The organism is Nocardia sp. NPDC051756, assembly GCF_040681495.1.
In the GTDB taxonomy this organism is placed as follows: Bacteria; Actinomycetota; Actinomycetes; order Mycobacteriales; family Mycobacteriaceae; genus Nocardia.
In genome coordinates this window covers 369,428-391,928 of sequence record NZ_JBFAYV010000007.1, presented here as the reverse complement: position 1 = coordinate 391,928, position 22,501 = coordinate 369,428, and the positions used below count along the sequence as shown (strand labels likewise).

21 protein-coding genes are annotated in these 22,501 nt (G+C 66.5%); 8 read left to right on the top strand and 13 right to left on the bottom strand.

The window, feature by feature from the left end:
• The first annotated feature begins 4 nt into the window (after window positions 1–4).
• A complete protein-coding gene (locus tag AB0M22_RS31960; RefSeq protein WP_364734819.1) occupies window positions 5–925 on the top strand; it encodes an SDR family NAD(P)-dependent oxidoreductase in 921 nt (306 codons plus the stop codon).
• 4 nt (window positions 926–929) lie between these two features.
• On the opposite strand, the gene murJ is transcribed toward AB0M22_RS31960, so the two are convergent.
• Complete coding sequence (gene murJ / locus AB0M22_RS31955) at window positions 930–2,606, bottom strand: murein biosynthesis integral membrane protein MurJ (protein ID WP_364734817.1); 1,677 nt, start codon at window positions 2,604–2,606, stop codon at window positions 930–932.
• Between the two features lie 323 nt (window positions 2,607–2,929).
• Here murJ and AB0M22_RS31950 point away from each other — a divergent pair, with 323 nt between their 5' ends.
• Window positions 2,930–3,133: a cold-shock protein gene (locus AB0M22_RS31950; RefSeq protein WP_107655522.1), complete on the top strand. Its 204-nt coding sequence runs from the start codon at window positions 2,930–2,932 to the stop codon at window positions 3,131–3,133.
• A 63-nt stretch (window positions 3,134–3,196) separates the two neighbouring features.
• On the opposite strand, the gene AB0M22_RS31945 is transcribed toward AB0M22_RS31950, so the two are convergent.
• A complete protein-coding gene (locus AB0M22_RS31945) occupies window positions 3,197–4,015 on the bottom strand; it encodes an SDR family oxidoreductase (protein WP_364734814.1) in 819 nt (272 codons plus the stop codon).
• Window positions 4,016–4,190: 175 nt separating this feature from the next.
• Between AB0M22_RS31945 and AB0M22_RS31940 the strand changes: the two genes are divergently transcribed.
• Window positions 4,191–4,382 (top strand): hypothetical protein, encoded by a 192-nt coding sequence (locus tag AB0M22_RS31940; protein WP_150407349.1) that lies wholly within the window; start codon window positions 4,191–4,193, stop codon window positions 4,380–4,382.
• Between the two features lie 87 nt (window positions 4,383–4,469).
• On the top strand, window positions 4,470–5,876 hold the full coding sequence (locus AB0M22_RS31935; protein ID WP_364734811.1) for an amidase: 1,407 nt from the start codon (window positions 4,470–4,472) through the stop codon (window positions 5,874–5,876).
• Here the strand turns inward: AB0M22_RS31935 and AB0M22_RS31930 are convergent.
• The 9 genes from AB0M22_RS31930 to AB0M22_RS31890 all read right to left on the bottom strand — a co-directional run bounded on the left by AB0M22_RS31930 (window position 5,866) and on the right by AB0M22_RS31890 (window position 18,162).
• Window positions 5,866–7,917, bottom strand: a complete 2,052-nt coding sequence (locus AB0M22_RS31930) for a phosphocholine-specific phospholipase C (RefSeq protein ID WP_364734809.1) — start codon at window positions 7,915–7,917, stop codon at window positions 5,866–5,868. The genes AB0M22_RS31935 and AB0M22_RS31930 overlap by 11 nt on opposite strands.
• A 409-nt stretch (window positions 7,918–8,326) precedes the next feature.
• Window positions 8,327–9,154 (bottom strand): LLM class F420-dependent oxidoreductase, encoded by an 828-nt coding sequence (locus AB0M22_RS31925; protein ID WP_364734807.1) that lies wholly within the window; start codon window positions 9,152–9,154, stop codon window positions 8,327–8,329.
• A gap of 44 nt (window positions 9,155–9,198) precedes the next feature.
• Window positions 9,199–9,711, bottom strand: a complete 513-nt coding sequence (locus AB0M22_RS31920) for a hypothetical protein (protein ID WP_364734805.1) — start codon at window positions 9,709–9,711, stop codon at window positions 9,199–9,201.
• 1 nt (window position 9,712) lies between these two features.
• Window positions 9,713–13,360 carry a CHAT domain-containing protein gene (locus tag AB0M22_RS31915; RefSeq protein WP_364734803.1) on the bottom strand — a complete coding sequence of 1,216 codons (3,648 nt, stop codon included), beginning with the start codon at window positions 13,358–13,360 and terminating at the stop codon, window positions 9,713–9,715.
• The gene (locus AB0M22_RS31910) at window positions 13,361–14,542 is read right to left on the bottom strand and encodes a hypothetical protein (protein ID WP_364734801.1); all 1,182 of its coding nucleotides are present in this window, start codon (window positions 14,540–14,542) and stop codon (window positions 13,361–13,363) included.
• 51 nt (window positions 14,543–14,593) lie between these two features.
• Window positions 14,594–16,447 carry a glycosyltransferase gene (locus AB0M22_RS31905; protein ID WP_364734799.1) on the bottom strand — a complete coding sequence of 618 codons (1,854 nt, stop codon included), beginning with the start codon at window positions 16,445–16,447 and terminating at the stop codon, window positions 14,594–14,596.
• Complete coding sequence (locus tag AB0M22_RS31900; RefSeq protein ID WP_364734797.1) at window positions 16,447–17,193, bottom strand: hypothetical protein; 747 nt, start codon at window positions 17,191–17,193, stop codon at window positions 16,447–16,449. The genes AB0M22_RS31905 and AB0M22_RS31900 overlap by 1 nt, the downstream gene beginning before the upstream one ends.
• On the bottom strand, window positions 17,190–18,029 hold the full coding sequence (locus AB0M22_RS31895; RefSeq protein ID WP_364734795.1) for a DUF692 domain-containing protein: 840 nt from the start codon (window positions 18,027–18,029) through the stop codon (window positions 17,190–17,192). Before AB0M22_RS31895 ends, AB0M22_RS31900 begins: the two co-directional genes overlap by 4 nt.
• Window positions 18,022–18,162 (bottom strand): hypothetical protein, encoded by a 141-nt coding sequence (locus AB0M22_RS31890; protein WP_191094371.1) that lies wholly within the window; start codon window positions 18,160–18,162, stop codon window positions 18,022–18,024. Before AB0M22_RS31890 ends, AB0M22_RS31895 begins: the two co-directional genes overlap by 8 nt.
• Before the next feature lie 237 nt (window positions 18,163–18,399).
• Between AB0M22_RS31890 and AB0M22_RS31885 the strand changes: the two genes are divergently transcribed.
• Together AB0M22_RS31885 and AB0M22_RS31880 are read left to right on the top strand one after the other, a co-directional pair.
• On the top strand, window positions 18,400–19,116 hold the full coding sequence (locus tag AB0M22_RS31885) for a response regulator transcription factor (RefSeq protein ID WP_364734793.1): 717 nt from the start codon (window positions 18,400–18,402) through the stop codon (window positions 19,114–19,116).
• Between the two features lie 147 nt (window positions 19,117–19,263).
• Window positions 19,264–19,596 (top strand): hypothetical protein, encoded by a 333-nt coding sequence (locus AB0M22_RS31880; protein WP_364734791.1) that lies wholly within the window; start codon window positions 19,264–19,266, stop codon window positions 19,594–19,596.
• A 70-nt stretch (window positions 19,597–19,666) separates the two neighbouring features.
• On the opposite strand, the gene AB0M22_RS31875 is transcribed toward AB0M22_RS31880, so the two are convergent.
• A complete protein-coding gene (locus AB0M22_RS31875; RefSeq protein WP_150407356.1) occupies window positions 19,667–20,002 on the bottom strand; it encodes an Lsr2 family protein in 336 nt (111 codons plus the stop codon).
• Window positions 20,003–20,137: 135 nt separating this feature from the next.
• Between AB0M22_RS31875 and AB0M22_RS31870 the strand changes: the two genes are divergently transcribed.
• Complete coding sequence (locus tag AB0M22_RS31870) at window positions 20,138–21,199, top strand: low specificity L-threonine aldolase (protein ID WP_364734788.1); 1,062 nt, start codon at window positions 20,138–20,140, stop codon at window positions 21,197–21,199.
• Between the two features lie 4 nt (window positions 21,200–21,203).
• Here AB0M22_RS31870 and AB0M22_RS31865 read toward each other — a convergent pair whose 3' ends face one another.
• Window positions 21,204–21,683 carry a DoxX family protein gene (locus AB0M22_RS31865; RefSeq protein ID WP_364734786.1) on the bottom strand — a complete coding sequence of 160 codons (480 nt, stop codon included), beginning with the start codon at window positions 21,681–21,683 and terminating at the stop codon, window positions 21,204–21,206.
• 211 nt (window positions 21,684–21,894) lie between these two features.
• On the opposite strand from AB0M22_RS31865, the gene AB0M22_RS31860 reads away from it, so the two are divergent.
• Entirely contained in the window at window positions 21,895–22,497 is a 603-nt protein-coding gene (locus AB0M22_RS31860) for a GNAT family N-acetyltransferase (protein ID WP_364734784.1), read from the top strand.
• The last annotated feature ends 4 nt before the right edge of the window (window positions 22,498–22,501 follow it).

Below are 22,501 nucleotides of genomic sequence, written 5' to 3'. Positions count from 1 at the left end.
GTCCATGCCGTCGCCACTGGACCGTGAAGGGCTGATTCCCATGGGCAACAACGACACCGACCTCACCGGGAAACGAATCGTCATCACCGGCGCCACCAATGGCATCGGCAAGGAGATCGCGCGGGCGCTGATCCGCCGCGGCGCGAATCTGACGCTGGTGGCGCGCAACGAGTCCAAGGCGGCGGCCACCGCCGAAGAACTCCATCGGGAGCAGGGAGCGACGAGCGTTCCCGACATCGTCACCGGCGACCTCGCCGATCTGGCGTCGGTCCGCCGCGCGGGCGAGGAGATCCGCACTCGCTACCCCAGCATCGACGTGCTCATCAACAACGCGGGCATCCACGCACTGTTCTCCCGCACGACCGTGGACGGTTTCGAATCCATGGCCGCGACAAACCATCTCGGCCCGTTCCTGCTGACCAACCTGCTGCTGGACCAGCTCATCGCGGCCGCGCCGTCCCGGATCGTCATCACCGCCTCCGAGGCTCATCGCAACGGCGGCCGCCCGGACCTCGACCACTTCGCCGAGCCCCGTACCTTCGGCCCGGTGGGTTCCTTCCGCAGTTACGGGCAGTCGAAACTGCTGAACATCCTGTTCACCCAGGAACTCGCCCGCCGACTCGACGGCACCGGCGTCACCGTGAACTGCTTCTGCCCCGGCGCCAATGCCACCGGCCTCATCAGCGACGCCCGCCTCTTCGCCGTGCCCATGAAGGCGTTGGCGCGCACGCGAATCATCAGGCGACCGGAAGTGGGTGCGCGGGCAGGCATCGATCTGACCATCGACCCGAAGCTGGAAACCACTACCGGCCAGTTCGTCACCTCGACGCCCGGCTTGAATCTGCTGCCACCCGTGGCCATTCGCCGCGACACCGACTATCAAGAACGCCTCTGGCTGCGCAGCGCCGAATTGGTCGGCCTGTAACCCGTCAGGCGGCCAGCAGCGCGCGGGCGTTGCGCACTTCCGGTATCCCGATTGCCTTGGCGGCCAAGAGGAATGCCGCGACCCCGATCAGCGTCCCGGCGGCGAGTGTGACGAGGTGCGCTATCCCTGGGTCGGGGACGGCATGGCGGGTGACCACCATGATCGCCAAGCAAGCCCACCCCGCGGTGGCGCTCGCCCAGATGACGCGCGTGAATGTCACCGCGACGTCGGAGAATCCGAGCAGCCCATAGCGTTGGCGCAGCAGCACATACCCCATGATCGCGCCGACCACGTAGGACAGCGAGCCCGCGACGCTGAGCATCACCACGACGGCGTGGTCGGGAAAGACGTTGACGGAGAACACGACCACCGCGACCTTGGTGGCCACCATCGCAACGTTGATGATCGTCGGCGTACGGGTGTTGTTGTTCGCGTAGAAGACTCGCATCTGCAACATGACCAGCGCGAATGGCGCAAGACCGAATGCTGACAATGCGATGGCCGTGCCGATCAACCCGGCCGCCTGCGCATCGACGCGACCGGTGAATACCACGGCGGCCAGCACCGGCCCGAGTAGACCCATGGCCATGGTCATCGGAACGAGCGCGACGGTCAAATACCGTGCGCCCCGGCCGAGATCGGCGATCACGGCATCCTGATCACCTGCTGCTGCCGACCGGGAAATGCGCGGCATCAACACCGTCAACAGCGACGCCGCGAGGATGCCGTACGGCACTTGGAACAGCAGGTCGGCATAGGTGTAGATGGATACGCCGTTGTGGGAGAACGCGACCCGCATCGTCACCGCGACGCCCACCTGGCTGATCGCGGCATACGCCAGAATCCAGCCGAGCACCGGCAGGCCCGCGCGCACCGGACGCCAGGTATACGGCACCGGCCGTACCCGCCACTTCCACTGGAACCCATTGCGGTGCAACGCGAAAATCACCCACACGGCCTGCCCGACGATCCCCATCGTGGTGCCGATCCCGATCGTGAGCACCTGCGCGGCCGTCATCGAGGCGGGCGTCAGCGTGATCGGATCGGGCAGCAGCGCGAAGATTCCGCATGTCGACAACACGATCACGTTGTTGACCACCGGCGCCCAGGCGGCCGCGGCGAAGCTGTCGCGAACATTGAGCACGGCCGTCAGCAAGACCGTCACGCCGTAGAAGAAGATCTCCGGCAGCAGCAGATACGCGAACCAGGTGGTCAGCTGCCGCTGATCGGAATCGCCCACGAAAACCCGCACGATCAGCGGCGCGCACAGCACGGTGACCACCGTGACCACGCCCAGGCCGAGCACGGCCGCCACCAGCACCCGCTGAGTGAATTCCCGCGAGTGCTTGCGTCCGTGCCGCCGTGCCCGGGTCAGCAGCGGCACCACGGCACTGGCGAACACGCTGCCGAGCAGCAGTTCGTAGACCATGTTCGGCAAGTTGTTCGCGCCGGTATAGGCATCGCCCACCGCGGCGGTCCCGAGCAGCGCGGCGAGCACGATCGTCCGGGTGAACCCGGTCAGCCTGCTCACCACACCGGCGAGTGCGACATGACCACCGGCCCGGGCGAGCGCACCTTTCGACGGCCGTGGTTGAACCCCCTTCAACCGCGGCGCTTCCGGAGCCCTCGACATCGTCCGCAGCGGCAACGGCTGCGTGGGTAAATTGCCGTAGTCGGTCATAGTCCTCACTCGCGTCAGCGGGTGGCAGCCCGGATGCCGGCCCCCTCAACAGCTCCCGCCATGATGCCAGCGCCGTTCCGAATCCTGTTCCGGCAGCACGATAACAGCTCGGTATGGTGGTAAAACGCTTGGTGTGCAACATGATTGGGAAGATGCAGGGTCGACGGCGATCGGGTCCGAACGGACCGCGCGAGTGTCGGTTAGCTCACATACTGGGATATTTCGTAGGGATTGCCACCGATCCGTGACATGGTAGTCCAGTGAGATCAAGCTTATCGACGTGATTCGTTTGGCTCATCTACAGAAAAGAAGAAGTAAAAGTAATGGCTCAAGGCAGTGTGAAGTGGTTCAACAGCGAAAAGGGCTTCGGCTTTATCGCACAAGATGGTGGCGGCGCTGACGTGTTCGTTCACTACTCCGCCGTGTCCGGCTCGGGATTCAAGTCCCTTGAAGAAGGACAGCGCGTGGAGTTCGAGGTCGGACAGGGACAGAAGGGGCCGCAGGCCCAGGACGTCCGCGCTATCTGATCGACATAGCGTGAAAGAGCCCCGCACCCTTTGGGTGCGGGGCTTTTGCGTTGGGTCGAACCGTCAGTTGCCTTGTGCGGCAGCGGAGATCGGCTGCCACTTCCGCCACAGCTCCAGCCGCGACTCGTAGTCCCTGGTGGCAATCGCGAGCGGTGCCTCGCCGAGGAAGATGCGCAACGGGGGCTCGTCCGCGTCGACCACGGCCAGGATCGCGTCGCTGGTAGCGGCCGGATCACCACTGCGTACCAACGCGCGCTGTGCCGACCTGGCTTCCCGGGCGGGGTCGTAAGCCGGGTTCGGGGTGGCGTGCTTGGACGACGGGCCCGCCCAGTCGGTGCCGAACCCGCCGGGCTCGATCAGCGTCACGTGCACGCCGAACGGCGCCACTTCCTGTGCGAGCGACTGCGAGAAACCCTCCAGCGCCCACTTCGACGCGTGGTACGCGCCCAGGTTCAGGAAGGCGGAGATGCCGCCGATGCTGGAGACCTGGATGATGTGGCCGCTGCCCTGCTCGCGCAGGATCGGGACCGCCGCCTGGGTGACCCACAGGGCGCCGAACACATTGGTCTCGAACTGCGCCCGCAGCTCTTCCTCGGTGAGCTCCTCGATCATGCCGAACTGCCCGTAGCCGGCATTGTTGACGACCACGTCGAGCCGCCCGAAGCGGTCGGCCGTCTGCTGCACGGCGGCGAAGTCGCCCGCCCGATCGGTGACGTCCAGCCGGATCGGCTGGAAAGTATCGGGGTACTTGGCGACCAGGTCGTCGAGCGTACTCAGGTCGCGTGCGGTGCCTGCGACACTGTCGCCGCGTTCCAGGGCGGCGAGTGCCCATTCGCGGCCGAATCCTCGGGAAACGCCGGTGATGAACCAAACTTTGCTCATGCCTCCACGGTAGCTACCTGGAGTGCACTCCAAGCAAGGGTCGCGGCGCGCGATTTCTCGCTGTGTGAGCCAGTCCACTCGATTTTCCTCCGCGTCGCCCTACGCGCCGGTATCGTCTGCGAATCTGAGGCAAAGCCTCTGCTCGGAACCGCTTTTTCCTGCCGAGGAGGTCGCAATGCGGCGCATCTCTCTCCGCCCGCTGTGGCGTCACGTGCAGCGTGGCCTGATCCTGTGCGGTGCGTGCACCGGTGGATCGGCCCGCTGCTACATCGAGTGGGCGCGGGCCAATCCCGTCGACCCGCCGAAGCAGGAATGCTGGGACTGGTCGGTGCCCCAGCAATGGTACGAGGCGGCACATCGGCACTGATGTAGGCATTCGGGGCGTGCGACCGGCCCGCTCTGCTGGAAGAATCTCCTTGTCGCGGTGACTGTCTCGCGCGCGAGAGGGGTCTCTATGAGTGATCCGGCCGACCTACCTGCCACCGTCATGCGGGCGGGTTACCGCGATCGGACGTTGTCTCCGGTCGAGGTCATCGACGCGGTGCTGGCGCGGATCGAGCGGTGGGAGCCGCATATCAACGCCCTGTACGCCGGTTATGCCGAGCAGGCGCGGGCGGAAGCGGTCGCCAGTGCGGATCGCTGGCAGCGCGGGGAACCGGCGGGTCCACTCGACGGGATCCCGCTCACGCTCAAGGAGAACATCGTCACCGCGGGCTGTCCGACGCCGTTCGGCACCGCCGGATCGGACCTTACGCCGGCGGCAGCGAACAGTCCGACCGCCGATCGGGTGCACGAGGCGGCCGGCATTCTGGTCGGCAAGACCACGATGCCCGACTACGGGATGTCGTCGAGCGGTCAGTCCAGCATTCACGGCGTCACGCGGAATCCGTGGAATCTCGCGCTCAATCCGGGAGGTTCGAGTTCGGGTGCGGCCGCGGCGGCTGCCGCCGGATACGGGCCGATCCACTACGGCACCGATATCGGCGGGTCGATCCGGTTGCCCGCGGGTTGGTGCGGCGTGGTCGGGTTCAAGCCGAGCTTCGGTCTGATCCCGGTGGTTCCGCCCTACCTCGGCCGCACGATCGGGCCGCTGACCAGGACGGTCGCGGATGCCGCGCTCGCGACGTCGGCCGCGGCGATACCGGACAGGCGCGATCACACCGCCGGCCCAGAGCTCGCCACCGATTGGGCCGCGGCTTCCAGACCACTCGCGCTCTCCGGTCTTCGGATCGGTCTGATGACGGACGCGGGCGCCGGATTTCCGGTGGAGCCCGCGGTGAGTGCCGCGGTCGGCGCGGTCGCCGAACTGCTGCAATCCCTGGGCGCCCACGTCGAGAAGGTCGAGCCGATCATGACCGACGACATGCTCGCCGGGCTGAACGACTTCTGGTGCATGCGGCAGTGGTCGGAGATCCGCGGACTGCCCGCGGCCCGCAAAGAAAAGATCGCACCCTTCATCCACGACTGGACCGCCGACGCCGAAAACCTGACCGGGGCGGCGGTTTTCGCCGGCTACTCGCAATTCGACACCATGGCCTTCGCCGCCGACCGCAGGCTCGACACCGTCGACTTCCTCATCACCCCGACCTCCCCGGTCACCACCTGGCCGGTCGAGCAGATCGTCCCCGACAACGATCCGACACTCCCGTTCAAGCACGTCTGCTTCACCATCCCGTTCAACCCCGCCGGCCACCCGGCGGTCTCGATGAACTGCGGCCGGGTCGCCGACGGCACCGCCATCGGCGTCCAGTTCGTCGGCCGCCGCTTCGACGATGTCCGGCTGCTACAACTCGCCGCGGCCTTCGAGGAGGCGCGCCCGGCACAGGCACCGTGGCCGAGCGCGCCGCCGGTCAGCCCGTGACGCTCGGCTGGCCGTTCTCGATGTGGCCGCGGAAGTGGCGCTGGTAGGTGGGGTCGATGTCGACGGTGAGGGAGAGGTCGTACCAGCCCTTGCCGTAGCTGAGGGCGTTCCAGGTGTCGGTGGTGGTCTTGCCGGGGGCGATCTTGAAGGTCCAGGGGCCGTCGGTGCGGTAGCTGTTGGCCTTGACCGTGACGACGGCAGGGGCGGTGCCCTTGTTCGTCATCGTCAGTTGCAGTTTGTTGTCCGCGGAGTACGCGGCAGTTACCTCGAGCGGGGAGGTCGAGGTTCCGTTCATCCGCCAGAGGAAGCGATTGGGGCCGTGAATGGCGATGCCGTATTTCTTGTCGGGATAGCTCTGGACGTTCCAGGTGTCGCTGATCGTGGCACCGGATTTCACGTCGTAGCGCCACGGGCCGTCGGTGCGGCCGTCTGCCCGATATGCGGCTAATTGGATATCGGCGGCGCCGGTGTTGCGGAATGTAGTGGTCAGCGCGCCGCTGGCGAGGAGGGTCGCGTTGGCGACCGGGGCGTAGGGCAGGGCGCGGGCGGGCCGGGTGCCCGATTCCTGCTCCGGCGGGTGCTGGCTGCCGATGGCCGGGGGAGCGGGCTTCGGCAGCTTGCTCTGGGTGGCATCGGCTTGTGCGCGAAGGGCATTGGCGTCGGGCAGCATCGGCACGGTGGTGTTGGGCTTGACGAAATCGAAGCAGCCGGTGAGGTCGCCGCAGATGGAGCGGCGCCAGGCCGAGATGTTGGGTTCGTTGACGCCGGTCCACTTCTCCAGGAAGCGGATAACCGAAGTGTGGTCGTGCACTTGGGAGTTGACCCAGCCGCCGCGGCTCCACGGGGAGATCACCAGCATGGGGACGCGCGGGCCGAGGCCGATGGGCTGACCGTTGACGTATTCGCCCGGTGTGCCGGGTGGCGCCATCGGCGGGGGAACATGGTCGAAGAAGCCGTCGTTCTCGTCGAAGTTGATCAGCAGGGCGGTCGAGTTCCACAGATTCTGGTTGCCCCACAACGCTTTCAGCACGGCCTGGGTGTAGGCGGCGCCGTCGACGGGGCGGGCGGCGGGGTGCTCGGAGTATCCGTAGGGGGCGACGACCCAGGAGACCTGGGGGAGGCGGCCGCCGGAACAGTCGGCGATGAAGTCGGCGAGGACGTGGTCCACCTGCTTGCCCTGACCCGAGTCCGGCTTCCAGTTCTGTGCGCCGAATACCTTTGCTCGCGAAGCCAGTTCGGTGTTCTTCGGATCGTGGTAGGCGTCGAAGAGCCAGAGCGGGTTGTCGCCGTAGTCGCCGACGAAGGGATGGCCACCGTCGTCGCCCACCTCGTCGTTGGCGTAGACCTTCCAGCTGATGCCCTTGTCCTGCAAGCGTTCCGGATAGGTGGTCCACCGGTAGACCGGCTTGTAGTCGGCCGGGTTGCTGATCGCCGGACCGCCGAATTGTCCCGCGGGGTCGATGGTTCCGGTCCAGTGATAAAGCCGGTTAGGGGTGGTCGGGCCGAGGACGGAGCAGTAGTAGTGGTCGCAGACGGTGAACGCGTCGGCGAGGGCGCGATGAAACGGAATGTCCGCGTCGGTGAAGTAGCTCATGGCCATCTCGCCTTTCGCCGCGGTCCAGCCGTCGCTCCAGCCGCCGCGGACCGCGCGATGCTGATCGTCCCAGCCGTGCGGCAGATCGCCGAGGTCCTGACCGTCGACCACCTTGGTGTCGACGTGGAACGGCAGCAGGTAGCCGCCGTCGGATCGGCCCGGATCCGGTTGATAGTAGACATTTCGGCCATCGGCCTTCGTCACGACCGAGGCGTCGGCGAGCCCGCGCACGCCGCGCATCGTGCCGAAATAGTGGTCGAACGAGCGATTCTCCTGCATCAGGATCACCACGTGCTCGACATCGCCGAGGGTCCCCTTGCGGCTGGGCGCCGCGAGGGACTCGGCCATCCCGGCGGGCAATATTTGCAGGCCGCCGCCCAATGCGGCCGCGCCGAGCGCCCCACCGATGAATCGTCGCCTTGGAAAACCCGAACCTATGTGGGGCACAGCATTCCTCTCGATACGACATGAACTGACGTGCAGAGTAAAGAATGTTCGCTTGCTATAACCATCAACGATGTTTTCGGCCGGAGGCAACTGGGCAATGAACAAGCTGTAACTGGGACCCGAATGGGCGGGTACTACGCGGGTTTGGGCAAACATCCCGTTAATTGCCGACGGACGGCAGAAGAATTGATCAGCGCGGTAGTGGCTCCGCCGGCACACCAGCCCTCGACTGACGTAGCCGCCAGGCACTGACCTGCAACACCGTTCCCCAGTCGGAAACTCGGATCCGCATCGCGGAGTCGGGCAAATGGAACGCTCCATGATGTGCCGAGGCCATCTGGCTCGGCACCTCATGGAGCGTCGGTTCCGCACCGCGACCAGCGCGGAGATTCGGTCTAACGCGGCAGCATCAGCCGCGGGACAGGTAGGGATCGGCGAGTTTGGCGAATTCGTCCAGTTTGCGCAGGGTTTCCGATTCGGGGCGGGTGGGCAGGGTGAGGGAGACCCGGCCTACGCCGGCTTCGGCGTAGGCCTCGAGCAGAGCCGGGTCGGGTTGGGCGCCCAGGACGGTGATCGGAAGGTCGTTGCCTTCGAGCAGGGCCAGTTGGGCGGGAATCTCGGTGGGGTCGGACACGGCGAGGGGGACCCAGCCGACGCCGTGGCGGATCGCCCGCTTGGCGGCGGAGTCGCCGCCGCCGATGAAGATCGGCGGGTGTGGCTGCTGGACGGGCTTGGGCCAGGAGTAGATGGGGTCGAAATCGACGAAGCGGCCGTGGTATTCGGCGAGGTCCTTGGTCCAGATCTCGCGGATGGCCTCGAGCTGCTCGTCGACCAGTGCGCCGCGGGTGCGCGGGTCGGTGCCGTGGTTGGCCATTTCTTCCCGGTTCCAGCCGATGCCGACGCCGAAGACGAAGCGGCCGTTCGAGATTCGGTCCAGCGTGGCGATCTGCTTGGCGGTGTGGATGAGGTCGCGCTGAACCAGCAGCGTGACCCCGGAGGCGAGGATCAAGCGCTCGGTCACCGCCGCGACGGCTGCCAGGGTGACGAACGGATCCTCCACCCGGAAGTACATTCGCGGCAGGTCACCGCCGCCCGGATAGGCGGTCTCGCGGCTCGCGGGTATGTGCGAATGCTCAGCGAGGAAAAGGGATTCGAATCCCCGCTCTTCCAACGCCGGGCCAAGCTTCGGACCACTGATTCCCTCGTCTGTGACGAAGGTATTGACACCGATCTCCATGCGCAGACCAACCGAGGACCGGCCGCCGGATATTCCGCGCTACCTCATTCGCCGAGCGATCGGGAACGGAAGAACTGCATCGCGGCCTGCAAGATGCTGCCGAGATCGTTCACCCCGCGTACTTCGAGTTGGACGTCGAGGTCGCTGCTGTTCTTCTTGTTGATCTTGCGCACCGCGATCCGGGGGCGCAGGATCGCCGCCGCGGTGGCGATGGCGAGGATGTCCATCGCGGTGTCCGGGTTGAGCGGCAGGGTGGTACCGGCGGCCACCGTCGCGACGGCCGCTTCGATGACCGGGGCCGTCTCGGGGACGCCCAGCGCCAGCGCGACCACGAGTTCCCTTGTGTCAGGGGTTGTCTCGGTGGAGTCAACCGCGGTGGCAGCTATCAGTTCGTCCAGGAACGCTTGATCGAGGCCGACTTTGACGTCGATCTCGTCCTGCGTGATCGCGGGTTCGGGATCCTCGTCGAAGCGGCTCAGCAAGTGTTGCAGGACTTGGCGAACCTGCTCGTCGTCGAGTTCGCGCAGCGTGGTGGCCAGTGCGGCACCGTCGGTCATATCAGACCCCCGTGAGCTTGAATGCTGCCCAATGGTACATGTGCCGCAAGGCGTTTTCGCCGTCCGCGGCCCGGTACATGTCGCGTTGGGCCTGGGTGAACGCCTGATCCTTGGGCAGGCCGTCGACCAGCCAGGAGGTGTAGAAGCGGGTGATCAGTTCGGTGGAGGAGTGCAGATCCACGTCCCATTGCGGCGCGAGCACGCTGTCCGCGCCGCCGAGCAGTCCGGCGCGGACCGGTCCCCACTGGTCGTCGCCCGCCGAGAGCACCACCCGGCCCATCGAGCAGGCGTGAAAGGTGATGTGCCCGGCGGAGATCGGCTCGGTGAGCAGATCGCGGCCGGTGAGCAGGCTGCGTCCGGTGCCGATGCTGCCGGGAGACAGCGCGAGCCCGGAATCCATGGCCGCGGCGCCGTCGCGGTACCAGCCGTGGGACAGCACGTGCAGCACGTCCGTCTGCCCGAGGACGGACCGTACCTCGCCTGGCGTTGCGTCGTGGCCACGGACCTGGTCGATGTCGAGGCCGGCCGAGTGCAGCGTGTCGACGATGCGGCGGTGGCTGTCGCCGAACAGGGTGTCTTCGGCCGGGTCGCGGCCCGCGGTCACGACGGCGGCCCGGCCGGGTTCGAAGGGGCGGCGGGTGGCTCGGCGGAACAGGTCGGCCGCGACGCCCAGGCTGGGGACGTAGGTGAGGGCGGGGTTGCGGCCGGTGTCCCACAGCGGCGGGAGCAACAGAGCATGGATGGGGATGTTGTGCCAGGCGGCATGCGGCGCGATCAGGATCTGCGGGGCGTCACGCACGAGCGGAATCAGTTGCTGGATGAACCAACCCAGGTCTCGGACGGGTTGCAGCAGCCGGTCGTCGAGGTCGAACGGGTTGGCCGGGTCGATGCGGCCGTACAGCCCGGTGCCGGAGAACCCGGCTTGCAGGGCGAGCGCGGCCCGGTTGAGCGAGCGCAACGGCATGTCGATGCGGAAGCCGAGGGTGCGGTCCGGAGTGACGCACTGGATGTAGGTGCGGTCGCGAGCCGCGTAGAACGAGACCAGCGCTGCGCCTTTCCGTAGATGCTTGCGCAGCTCGGCGGTGCGTAGTTCGGGGAACGCCTCGGCGACTTCGGGGATCGTCAAAATGGCTGGAGAACTTGGGTTTTCATCCGGGGCATCCGGTCTGGCGATGAGTCTTTCGTCGATGCCCTCCTCGATCGAGTCGTGCACGGGGCGGTACCCGATGATGCCTTCGGCGTCGGTGCTCAACCCCTGACGTACATCTCGGCGGAACCAGCGGGACTTGGCGCTCTCGACGGCCATCATGCAGATCCGGAACAGCTCGTCGAGTTCCGGATCCGGTCCGGCGGCTTCGCGCCACTCGTACCAGCGCCGATACAACCGGCCGAGGGTATCGATATCGAGCCAGCCGACATGCCGGTCGCCCGGTCGGGGCAGCCGGACCTGGCCCTGGTCGGCGGCGAGCTGATTCTGATGCGCGGCCAATGCCCACTCGAACGCTTCGGCCGGCTCGCCCCGACGCGCCACCCGGTCGCTGAGCAAGGTGAGATACACGCAGCGACGATCGATGGCGCTGATCTCGTGCTGCTCGTCCAACGTACGGTCGTATCGGTCGTGCCAGGCGGGGTCCTGGTCGGCGAGCTTGCACAGCGCCATCAGCCGAAACACCAACGCGCTCTGCGTCAGTGGTCCGTGCGGTCGCAATGCGGGATCGTCGAGCAGCTCGGTCAGCCCGTCGGCGGCCGCCTCGTGCTCGCCGGCCAGATCGCGCAGCCGCCAGGTGTAGACGGCGATGGCCGATCGGGCCCACGCGCTGGCCTCGACGCTCTCCGCGGCCACCAGGGTTCTGGCTTGCTCGAGATGCTCAGCGGCCCGGCGCAGCAGTTGCGCGGCGACCGGCTCGAACGGTGCTCGGTACAGCTCCTCGGCCTCGTGATCGGCCATCAGATTGAGCGTGGTGGTGACGAAGTCCAGGTGCAGATCGCGCTCCAGCAGCGGCCGCTCGAACGGCTCTTCGAGGCTGAAGGCTTCCGCGTAGTACTCGAGTGCCGTGTCGCGCTGCGTCATCGCCTCGGCGGCAATTGCCGCGTAGCGCAACAGGAAACGATAGGTATCCGCGTCGCCGAACTGCTTGGCGACCGGCAGGGAGCTGGTCGCCGCCCACTCAGCGAGATCGTAAAGGCCACCGTGATAGAGGGTTTCGCAGATGGCGAGCGCGCCGGAGGTCGACCAGCGCGCGGCGTCGGCGGTGTCCGGGCGGTACAGGTGGCGATGCAACGAGAACATGCGAAAGGCGTCACGTCGCTTGCTCTGCTGGGCGAACTCGATCGCCTCGCGGAGGTAGGATTCCGCCGATTCCTGTTGCATCACATCCCAATTCGCCGCCTGCCAGGCGCGCCATTCGGCACTGGGCGGGAAGAATTCGACGGAGCCCACCGACCACGGTTCGTCCGGGTCGCGGCGGCAGTTCACTTGATTGCCGTAGTCGTTGTCGGGGGCTATCCAGCGATAGTTCAGCCCGTCGGCGCGGAAGGTGGTCGCGACGGTGAGGACGGCCGTGGCGAATTCGGACGGGGCGAGATCGGTCGGTTCGTGGGAGGCAAGGGGTTCAGGGTATTCCGGCCATTCGAATGCGGGGACCGGTGGTTCCACGATCCAGTGGCTGCCGATGCGGGCGGAGGGTGCCAAAGTTTGGTAGAACAACGTCCTGGCCAGCAGGTCGTTGATCGCCACCGGGTGCTCGTCGGTGGTGGTGGCGATGGCCATGCGGCGGGTCTGCCCGGAGAAATGGCCGGTGAGGACGTAGGCCACGGCGATCGACCATGGGACGCGGTAGGGGCCGCGGACCTCCACCGGTGTTCCGGTGGCGTGCAGCGCGTCCGCGGCCAGGTCGATGCCGTCCTCGGGTGGCAGGTAGGGGGCGACGAGGAATTCGTCATCGAGTCCCTCGGCGGCGATGACCAGTAGCACCTCGGTGTCCTGATCGGGGTCGGCCTCGCTCCATACAGTCTTGAAGAACGACTTCTCGTCCGGCTCGACGAGACCGGCCGCGCGCTCGTCGGGGGCGATGACTACCAGCCTGCGAGTGCGGCGCAGCGAGGTCGCGGTGAGCACGATGGCTTGCCGGTTGTCGCCGGGCAGCGATACCGCGGGTTCGCGTTGGAGATCGGTGGGGGTGGCGCGCAGCAGCGCGGCTCTTTCCTGCGCCGCGGCCAGGACGAAACCGGGGCGGCCGTCGTTACCGCGTTGGGCGACAGCGGCTTCGGCGATCGAGACGGCGACGATGATGTCGTCGCTGTCGCCTTTCCAGTCGAATCTGGTGACGAGGGTGAAGGCCAGCTCGGTCATCGCGTCGAGGGCGATCGCGTCTTCGTTGATGGCGGCCTGGTCGAGGGTGGTCAGCGCGCGTTCCAAATCGGCTGCGTCCCTGGTGATCTCGGTTGCTCGGCCGAACCAGGCCAGGCCGAGCCGGTAGAGCGCGGCGGTGTCGATCGGGTGGCGTTGCTTGATCATCTGGTCCACGGCGGCCGCCGGGTCGGTGTTGTCTCGCTGTGCTTGTAGGTGCACCGCGCGGTCCAGCGCGTGAGCGTCGCCGGATTCGGCTGCCTCGGTGATCGCTCGGGTTACCCGGCGTTCGGCGAACATTCAGGACCGTCCGGAGGGATGTTCGAGTGCTGCGGTGAGCTGCTCGAGTGATTGCTGTATTGCGTTTCGCCGCCGGTAGTCATCGGGGCCGTCGTCGAGAACCTTTCGGTACCAAGCGATTGCGCTATCGCGATTGCCGCGGTGTTCCTCGATTGCGCCGAATGCCGCCCAGATCTCCACCTGATAGGGGTTGTCGGCGGAGGTGAGGGCGACGTGGCCTGCCGCTGCCGCCTCGTCGAGGTCGGCCGCGGTGCCTCGTGCGGTGAGCAGCACCATCAGTTGGGCCGCGTGCAATGGGCTCATCGCGGGGCCTGCGGCGGGGGTGGCAGACCGGCGGCCGGCGTCGATGGCCTCGTCCAAATACGTTGTGTCGCCGGTGGTCTGCCAGCGCGACCACAGTGCGATGGACAGGTTGTGCAGGCAACCGGCCAGCGGCGGGTCGGATCGGCCCGCCGCTGTGACGGCCGCACGGTTCAGCGTGATCGACCTGTCGAGATCGTCCGGGTTGTCCAGGGCGGCATAGCGTTCCCAGAGGATCAGGCCGAGCCGCGAGAGCAAGACCGCCCGCCCTGGGTGCGTTGGCGCCATCAGTGCCAGGCCCTGTTCGGCCGCTTCGACGGCAAGCCGGAAGTCGTCGGCGTCGCCCATTGCTTGGCGGCGTAGATCCAGCGCGATGGCCAGTTCCGACAGCAGCTCGGGGCGATCCGGGTGGTCGGTCGGCAAGGTGACCAACATGGTTCGCAGCAGGAGTACCGCGACTTCGCCTTGGTCGGCGCCAACAGCCATGATCGCGGTTGCCTCGGCGACCAGCTCGGCGGGTGACAGCACGGCGGGGCTCAGTTCGACGAAAACGTCCTCGATCTCGGCGATCCGACCCCACAGCGCCTCCGGCACGGTAAAGCGATCGGCCCGGTACACCTTGGTGAACAGGCAGATCGCTGCCGTCAGGTCGGCGCCGTCGCGGTGCTGGAGGTTGGTGAGGTGACGTTTCCAGTACAGCCGGCCGGCAGCGGTCAGTGCGGCGATCGCGTCGTCCGGATGTGTTCTGGCGTAATCGAGTAGGTCGGCGGCCGCGCGAATCGTCTCCTGGTCGAAAAGTATTGCGGCATCGCCGGTTTCTTCTACTTCGGCCAGCCCGGATCGGACCGTGGCGAGTGCCTGCTGGTAACTCTGCGGATCCATCGCACTCCCCGGAACTTCGCGGACCTTGTTCAGCGTAAGTCCGAGCGGGAATCAGCGCAGCTGCACGACGTGATCGATGGCGAATTGCCGTAACCGTTCCCGGGCGGCGGTCGGTGCCGCGCCGTGGGCTCGGGCGGCGAGGCCGGCGAGTTCGTCGACCGTTCGGGTGCCGTCGCAGAGGTCGAGCAGGTCACGGGTCGCGGGGGTCAGGCGGAAGATCCGGCCTTTGAGGCTCGGGCGTTTGTGGAACGCGCACAGCCAGGGTTCGCCGTGGACGTACTTGCCGCGGGTTGTCAGGGAATCCATGGCGAGCGTGAATTCGTCTATTCGGAGCAACGAGCTGCGGGTCGGACACAATCGGCCGAAATCGGGGTTGCGTCGTGCGCTCGCTGAGCGGGCGAAGGCCGGGTGGACTGCGTCGTGGTCCGCGTCGACCGCCAGCCACAGGCGGTGTTGCTCGAAGCGGATGATTTCGCGGACGGTGTCCAGTGGGAGGTCGAGGGCTGTGTCCTTGTCGACGGATTCGGCAAGTAGCGCCGCGAAGTCCTGCACGCTCGCGGGAGCGTGCCGGTGTAGGAGTTTCTCTACTCGGCCGTTGAGGATCGCCAAGGTCTGCGGCATGTTCTTGCGCAGCAACGGAAGTACCGCGTCGGCGGTCGGTTGTAGTGGTCTGCCGTTGATGACGGCGTCGAACATCGTTTCGTATGCTGCGCCGAGTTCGTCGTTGTCCGCCAATGGAATCCGTTCGGCGCTCTGTCGTCCGAATTCGACTGCGGCTACCGGGTCCGCGATCACTTCCGCGAGCACCGTGGCCAGCCCGTCGATATCGCGAGGGTCTTCGACGACCTGGGCGTTGTCGCGCAGCTCCGGCCAATAAGGCTGGGTGCGAACCACTTCCGCGGACAGCACCGCGCAGGTTCCACTGCTGAGCAGTTCCATCGGCAGTCCGGGACGGTGTACCTCGACCGGGAAATCCCGTTCCAAGCCGCACACCGCCGTGCAGGCCCGCAGTATCTCGGGAACGCGCCAATGCGGCAGGAAGGGGAGCGTCCACGTCACGTCGGTGAGGCCGAGTTCGGCTACCGCGGTGAGGAAGCGCCGGCGCTCGGTGCCGCCCGACATCACCACGAAGTTGAATCGCATGCCGCGCCGGCGCAATCGGGAGAGCGCCTGGATCAGGTCGTACGAGCCCTTGGTGACACCGAGCTTGCCGTAGACGCCGATCGTGGCTACCTGGGGATCGAGGGGTGCGGTATTGCGCACCCACGGGGAGTCGCTCAGCCGCGCGACGAGCGCCGACAGATCGGCGACCGGGCCATCGGGCGTGAACTCCGGTGGCAGTGAAGCCTTTGGGATGGGCGCGATTCGATGGAGTGGAATCCCCAAACCGGTCAGATTCCGGTCGCCGACAACAAGATCCGCGCGCCGCAGGACTTCCCGGTAGGCCTGGCCCAACTCCGGGTGATCGAGCAGTCGCGTCCGATCGCTGCCCGCGTGCTGGACAACGTGCGGAATACCGGTCCAGGACGCGGCCAGATGGGCGCTCAACCCATAGGGCTCCAAGTAGGCCGAGAACACGAGATCCGCGCCGTGCAGCCGGATTTCCTCGGTGGCCAGCGCGGCGAGCTTGGTCGCGAACGGATTGGCGGCAGGGATGTACGCCCGTGCACGCTCCCACCGGCCGGTCGAGATCACCCGAACCGCACCGCCATTGGGAAACGTCGCCTCGAGTCGCTGGAAGTCGCTGTCGTCGAGCTGGATTCGATAGTCGTCCTCGACCTCGTCGGCATTGGTCACCACGTCCACCTGGTGCCCGCGTTCGGCCAGCGACCGCGCCATCCAGTAGCAGTGCGCGCTCACCCCGCCCTGGATCGGCGGGTACTTCATCACCGCGCAAATGCGCATCAGCCCACCCGGTTTCCGTCGAGCAGCCGTTCCTGCCGCGCGAACCGCACCACCGGCTCGGCCGCGGGCGGATACGGTGCGCCGGACCGCAGGACGCGATAAGCCTGCTCGCCCAGGCGATAACAGGCCAGGGCGGAGCGTCCGGCCACCTTGACCAACGCGATGCGAATCGGCGTCGCCGTGACGTCACGGGGGAGTTCGCCGGTGCGCATCCAGTCGTTGTGCTGGGCAACCACATCGGTGTCGAATTCGGCGAGCCGCACGTGCGCGCCGAGGTGCGAGCCATCGTTCGTCGCGTGCTCGGCCGCGAGCGTGGCTGCCGGGTCGTACAACAACTCCAAACGCAGCACCTCGTACCTGGCCAGGTCGGCCATGTGCTGCCGCCCGCTGGTCACCAGGTAGTCGAGAAACCTGGTCCCCTCGGCCAATACGCGCTTGTGGTTCTGCTGACCCTCGACGTGCACCGGCGGATAGCGCCGGATGAAGTCACCGAGCAGCTCGTGCTGATGCGGGGCCGCGGACAGGGTGGCGGGCAGGCAGCGGGCGAGCATGTCCAGCCGCTTGTTGGTCACCGACCGCACGTTGAGGTCGAGCTGCTGACGATCGGCGGCGACCAGCAGCGCCAGCTCGGCCGGGGTGAGCCCGAATCGAGCGGCCAGTTCGGCCGGCCGCTCGTCCAACAGGATTCGGGCGTCGTCGGCGGTGAGCAGCTCCGCCAGCGCCCGCTGGAAACCGCTGCCGGTCATCGGCGCACCGCCGCCCCGATCGTCTCCCTGGCCCGGCGCAGGTCCGCGGTGAGTTCGTCGAAGTCGTCCGGAAACTCTTGGTCGCGTTCGAGGATGACGCAGCGCAAGGCCGGCGTCCGGTCGGACACGAACTCCAGCAGCTCCCACACCTCCGCGGGCACCGGAGCCGAATGCGAGTCCAGCAGTGTGCCTTCCGACCAGTAACCGCCGGCCAGGTGCATCTGCACCACCCGTTCGAGCGGGATCGAGTTCAGGAACTCGATCGGGTCGTACCCGTGGTTGGTCGCGTTGACGAAGACGTTCGTGAGGTCGAGCAGCAGTCCGCAGCCGGCCTTTTCGACCACGTGGGTGATGAACCCGGCCTCGGACAACTCGGCCGGGAAATCGAGGTGATAGGTGATGTTCTCCAGCAGGAACGGTGTGCCGACGTGCTCCTGCACCTGCCTGGCCTTGGCTGCGATGTCGTCGGCCAGCTCCCGCGTGCGCATCAGCGGCGTCAACTGACCGATCGAGACGCCGCCGGCCCGGGTGAACGAGAGATGGTCGCTGCACCACGGTGCGTCGACCCGCGCCACCAGCTGGGCGAGATCATCGAGATAGGTGGTGTCGAGCGGTCCCTCGGTGCCGATCGACATCTCGATTCCGTGCGGTACCAACGCGAACTGGTCGCGGAGCTGTTCGAGGGGGCCGCCCACCGGCGTATCGAGAAAGTTCTCGGTGATGATCTCCAGGCAGTCGATCGGTTCCTGGTTCGCCATGATCGCGGCGTCCAGTTCCCGGCGATATCCGAGACCTACCCCGAGGGCAGGCAGGCGGCCGAGGTCGAAATCAGGCATAGCACATGCAGCAGCCACCGCAGCTGCAGCAGGGGAGCACGCCCATGATGCGGTTCTCGGTGGCGCCCTCGTCCTCCGCCAGCTCCACGCGCTCGAAGAGATAGGGATCCATCAGCTCTACTGCGACCGACATTGTTCTCACCTTTCATCGGGTACCGAGCAGCCAGCATGGGCCGGTCGGCGGCCGTCGGACAGGGAGCACGGACCCGGGTGTGCCGGGAATCTTTCCCGGATCGCTGGGAAGGGCGCGGGCGCGCGGGTTCGGTCAGCGGTCCGACATCTTCCCATCCGGCCCAGGTCAGAGCAGTCTCGAGCGGACAGCGCGGGGAACCGGGCTGATATCCAGGACTGGGCCAGGGGGTTGATCACTGTGCTGTCGAAGGCCGCTCCCCAGCGGCGAACGTTCGGGCCGGAGCTTTCGGTCATCGACGGCATCGGTGCGACGTTGACCGGAACGCGGCCGTTGACCGTGGTGCTCGCCGACGACCACGCGGTGGTCCGGGCGGGTTTGCGGTCGCTGCTCGGTTCGGTCGACTGGATCGAGGTCGTCGCGGAGACCACCGCGGACGGTGCGTTGCGCGAGGCGGTGCTGAGCCGGCCGGATGTGCTGATCCTCGGGCAGTGGCGGCATCCCGAAAGCGATGCGGTCCTCGGCGAATTGGCGCGGTCCGCGCCGGGGGTCGCGGTATTGGTGTTCAGCGTCGGCGAGGACGACGAGTCGGTGTTCGCCGCGATCCGGGCCGGCGCGGGCGGCTGCCTGCGCGATGCGGCCGACCGCGACGACCTCCTGCGCGCGATCTGCGCGGTGTCGGCGGGGTGGGTCGTATTGAGTCCACACATCGGCAGCAGGCTCGCCGCCATGCTGGCCGACCCCGCTCGGCATGCCCGTCCGTTTCCGGATCTGACGACCAGGGAATTCGATGTACTCACCCATGTCGCCGCCGGGTTATCGAATGCGGCTATCGCCGCCGAACTTCACTTGGCGCCGAAAACGATCAGTAACTATCTGTCCCGCATCTTTACCAAACTGGGTGTCGCCGATCGCGCCAACGCGATCGTGCGCGCACGAGACGCGGGCATCGGATGAGTACTGGGCGGTCGGCTGTGAGTGTCGGTTGTTCGACCGACAACAGGCTTCCCGGTACGTATTTCGGTGTATGGTTCAACTACTTTCATCGGGTCCCGAAGCGCGGCTCGCTGCGTATTGGTGCCGTCTCTGGAGTTGTGCATACCGATGAGTAGCGATAAGACCGATTTGCGCTCGTCGCGCAAACGTACGGAATACGGGCCGATATCTGCCGCGCCCAGCGTCGGTGGTGGGTCGGGCAAACTGGAACCGGATCTGGTGTGGCAGTGGGTGAAGTCGATGACCGCCAGTCGGGTGACCGCCCAGCGGCTCGGCGGAGAATTCCCGACGGTGTCCCCGAATGTAATCCAGGCGGCCGTCGCGCAGGCTCGCGCCGAACTGCACCCGCTGCTCGCCGACTCGCTCACCGAAATGACCGAATTGCTTGCGCGCGAACGAATTCGGCGAATCACCCGATCGATGAACGGCCGGCTCGGATGAGAAAGCCGCGGGCTCGGCAGGGCAGCACCAGGTCTGCGCGGCCGAGCCCGACTCGGCGTTTCGGGTGGACCTACATGCTCGCCTTCTTGTAGGCGTCCACGACCTCGGCCGAAATCCGCCCGCGGCTCGACACATCAATACCCTTCTGGCGTGCCCATTCACGGATGACACCGGTCTGCTCCCGCCCGGCCGCCGGCTGCGAGCGCGTGCTCGTACCCCGCGGTGCGCGTCCGACCTTGCGGGCCGTCGCGGTCCACTCCGCGAAAATGCCGCGGAGTTGCTTGGCGTTCAGTGCCGACAGATCCATCTCGTAGGCTACGCCATCCAAGGTGAAGTGCACTGTTTCTTCGGCCTGAGACTTGCCGTCGTAGTCGTCGACCAGTGTCACAACGACCTTGCGTGCCATGGAGTTTCCCCTTCGTAGATGCTCGAATGTGTAGAAGCGACAATCGTAGACCTACGGAATGACGCGTGGACTTCGCGGTATCCGTGTTTGAACAATCCGAACTGGATGAGAAGCTGATCTGTGCTCGAAACTTCGATGACCGATGCCGTTCGCAGGCACGATCCCGCGGTGCGCGGGTTCGCCAGCGACAACCATGCCGGGGTGCACCCGGAGGTGCTGGCGGCGCTCGCGCTGGCCAACGGCGGGCACCAGATCGCCTACGGCGGCGACGAGTACACCGCGCACCTGCAACAGGTGTTCGCGCGGCATTTCGGCGAGCGGGCCACCGCGTATCCGGTATTCAACGGCACCGGCGCGAATGTCGTTTCGCTGCAAGCGCTGCTGCCCCGGTGGGGTGCGGTGATCGCGGCCGAGTCGGCGCACATCACCATGGACGAGTGCGGTGCGCCGGAGAAGCTGGCCGGGATAAAGATTCTCACCGTCCCTACTCCGGACGGCAAATTGACCCCGGAGTTGATCGATCGGCAGGCCTACGGGTGGGGCGATGAGCATCGCGCGCAGCCGCTGGCCGTGTCGATCACGCAGAGCACCGAACTCGGCACGCTGTACACCGCCGAGGAAGTGCGCGCGATCTGCGACCACGCGCACGAGCGCGGCATGCTCGTGCATGTCGACGGCTCCCGGCTGGCCAACGCGGCCGCCTCGCTCGGTGTGCCGATGCGCGAGATCACCACCGAGGTGGGGGTGGATGTGCTGTCGTTCGGTGGCACCAAAAATGGTCTGCTGCTTGGCGAATGCGTTGTCGTGCTGAATCCCGAGGCGGTGACGGACCTGGTCTATCTGCGTAAGATGTCGATGCAGCTGGCCTCGAAGATGCGGTTCGTCTCGGTGCAGTTCGAGGCGCTGCTCGGCGGGGACCTGTGGTTGCGCAGTGCCGCGCACGCCAACGCGATGGCGACGCGGCTCGAAGCGGCGGTGCGCGGAATCGACGGTGTGCGGGTGGTGCGTCCCGTGCAGGCGAACGCGGTTTTCGCGATTCTGCCGCTGGAGGTGACCGAGCGATTGCAGCAGCGTTATCGGTTCTACCTGTGGGATCCGCACACCGGCGAAGTCCGCTGGATGTGTGCGTTCGACACCACCGAGGACGATATCGATGGGTTCGCCGAGGCGATTGCCGAGGAGATGCGCAAGGCCTGATCCGCTAGCCGCGGGTGGGCGCCACGTCTGCCGGAGTCGTGCGTCGTTGTGCGCGGCTGGGGCGCGGAATCAGCGCGCCGGCCGCGAATGCGCCGGGGCCGAGAATGGCGATGAGGAAGAACGCCCAGCAGAACATCACCGCGGCTTCGCCGCCATTCTGGATCGGCAGGATGCCGGTCTTCAAATGCACGAACAGGAACGCGTAAGCCATCGAGCCCGAGCAGAGCAGCGCGGCGATCCTGGTGCCGAGGCCGAGGGTGACCAAACCGCCCGCGACCAGCTGAATCGCCGACGCCCACCAGCTCGGCCAGCTGGCGAACTCGGCGACATGACCGCTGTGCGGCGCGACCGGCCAGGCGAACAGGCCGGACATGCCGTGAATGGTGAACGAGAGTCCGACGAGAATGCGGAACAGGCCGAGCACAATCGCACCGGGACTGCCCGGGGCGGGACCGGCGTTCGCTTCGGAAGACAGCAGATGCATGACACGACCTCGAATCCGTAGTTTTTCGGATGATCGGAAGCGCCACCCGTATCTGTCACTACGATCCGCAGGCGCGAATTGTTCAGCAACTGGCGACGTCGACTATGCGACGCCGTGTCCTCCCCACTTGATTCGCCGGTATCCGAAGCGGCGGAGTGCCTGGTCGAAAAGCCTTCGGCAGCGGCGCAGTCGGCCGCTACAGTCGGAAGCTGTGCTACGCCCTGACCTACCGATCGAGACCGAGCGACTAATCCTGCGCACCGCGACCGCCGCGGACCTGGATGACATGTACGCGTACAAATCACAACCGGATGTGTGCCGCTATCTGCCCTATGAGCCCATGTCGCGCGACCAGGTCGCCGAGCGGCTCGCCGGGGTGTGGGCGCGAACCGAGCTGACCGAGGTGGATCAGGGGCTCAACCTGAGCGTCGAGGACAAGGCGACCGGGCGGTTGCTCGGCGATGTGGTGTTGTTCTGGCGGGATGCCGAAAGTCGTAGCGGTGAAATAGGTTACGTGTTCTCGCCGTCCGTCGCGGGGCGCGGGTACGCCACCGAGGCGGCGCGTGCGCTGTTGCGGCTGGGGTTCGAACAGCTTTCGCTGCATCGGATCATTGCGCGCATCGATGCGCGCAATGATGCGTCCGCCCGCGTGCTGAGCCGGCTCGGGATGCGCCGTGAGGCAGTGCATCTGGAGGATATGTGGTTCAAGAACGAGTGGAGCGACACCGTGATCTACGCGATGCTGGAGGACGAATGGCGTAGTCGCAGCGCCACACTCGGGGAATCGGCGAATCTCGGCGCCGGCCGTCCCTGAGTCG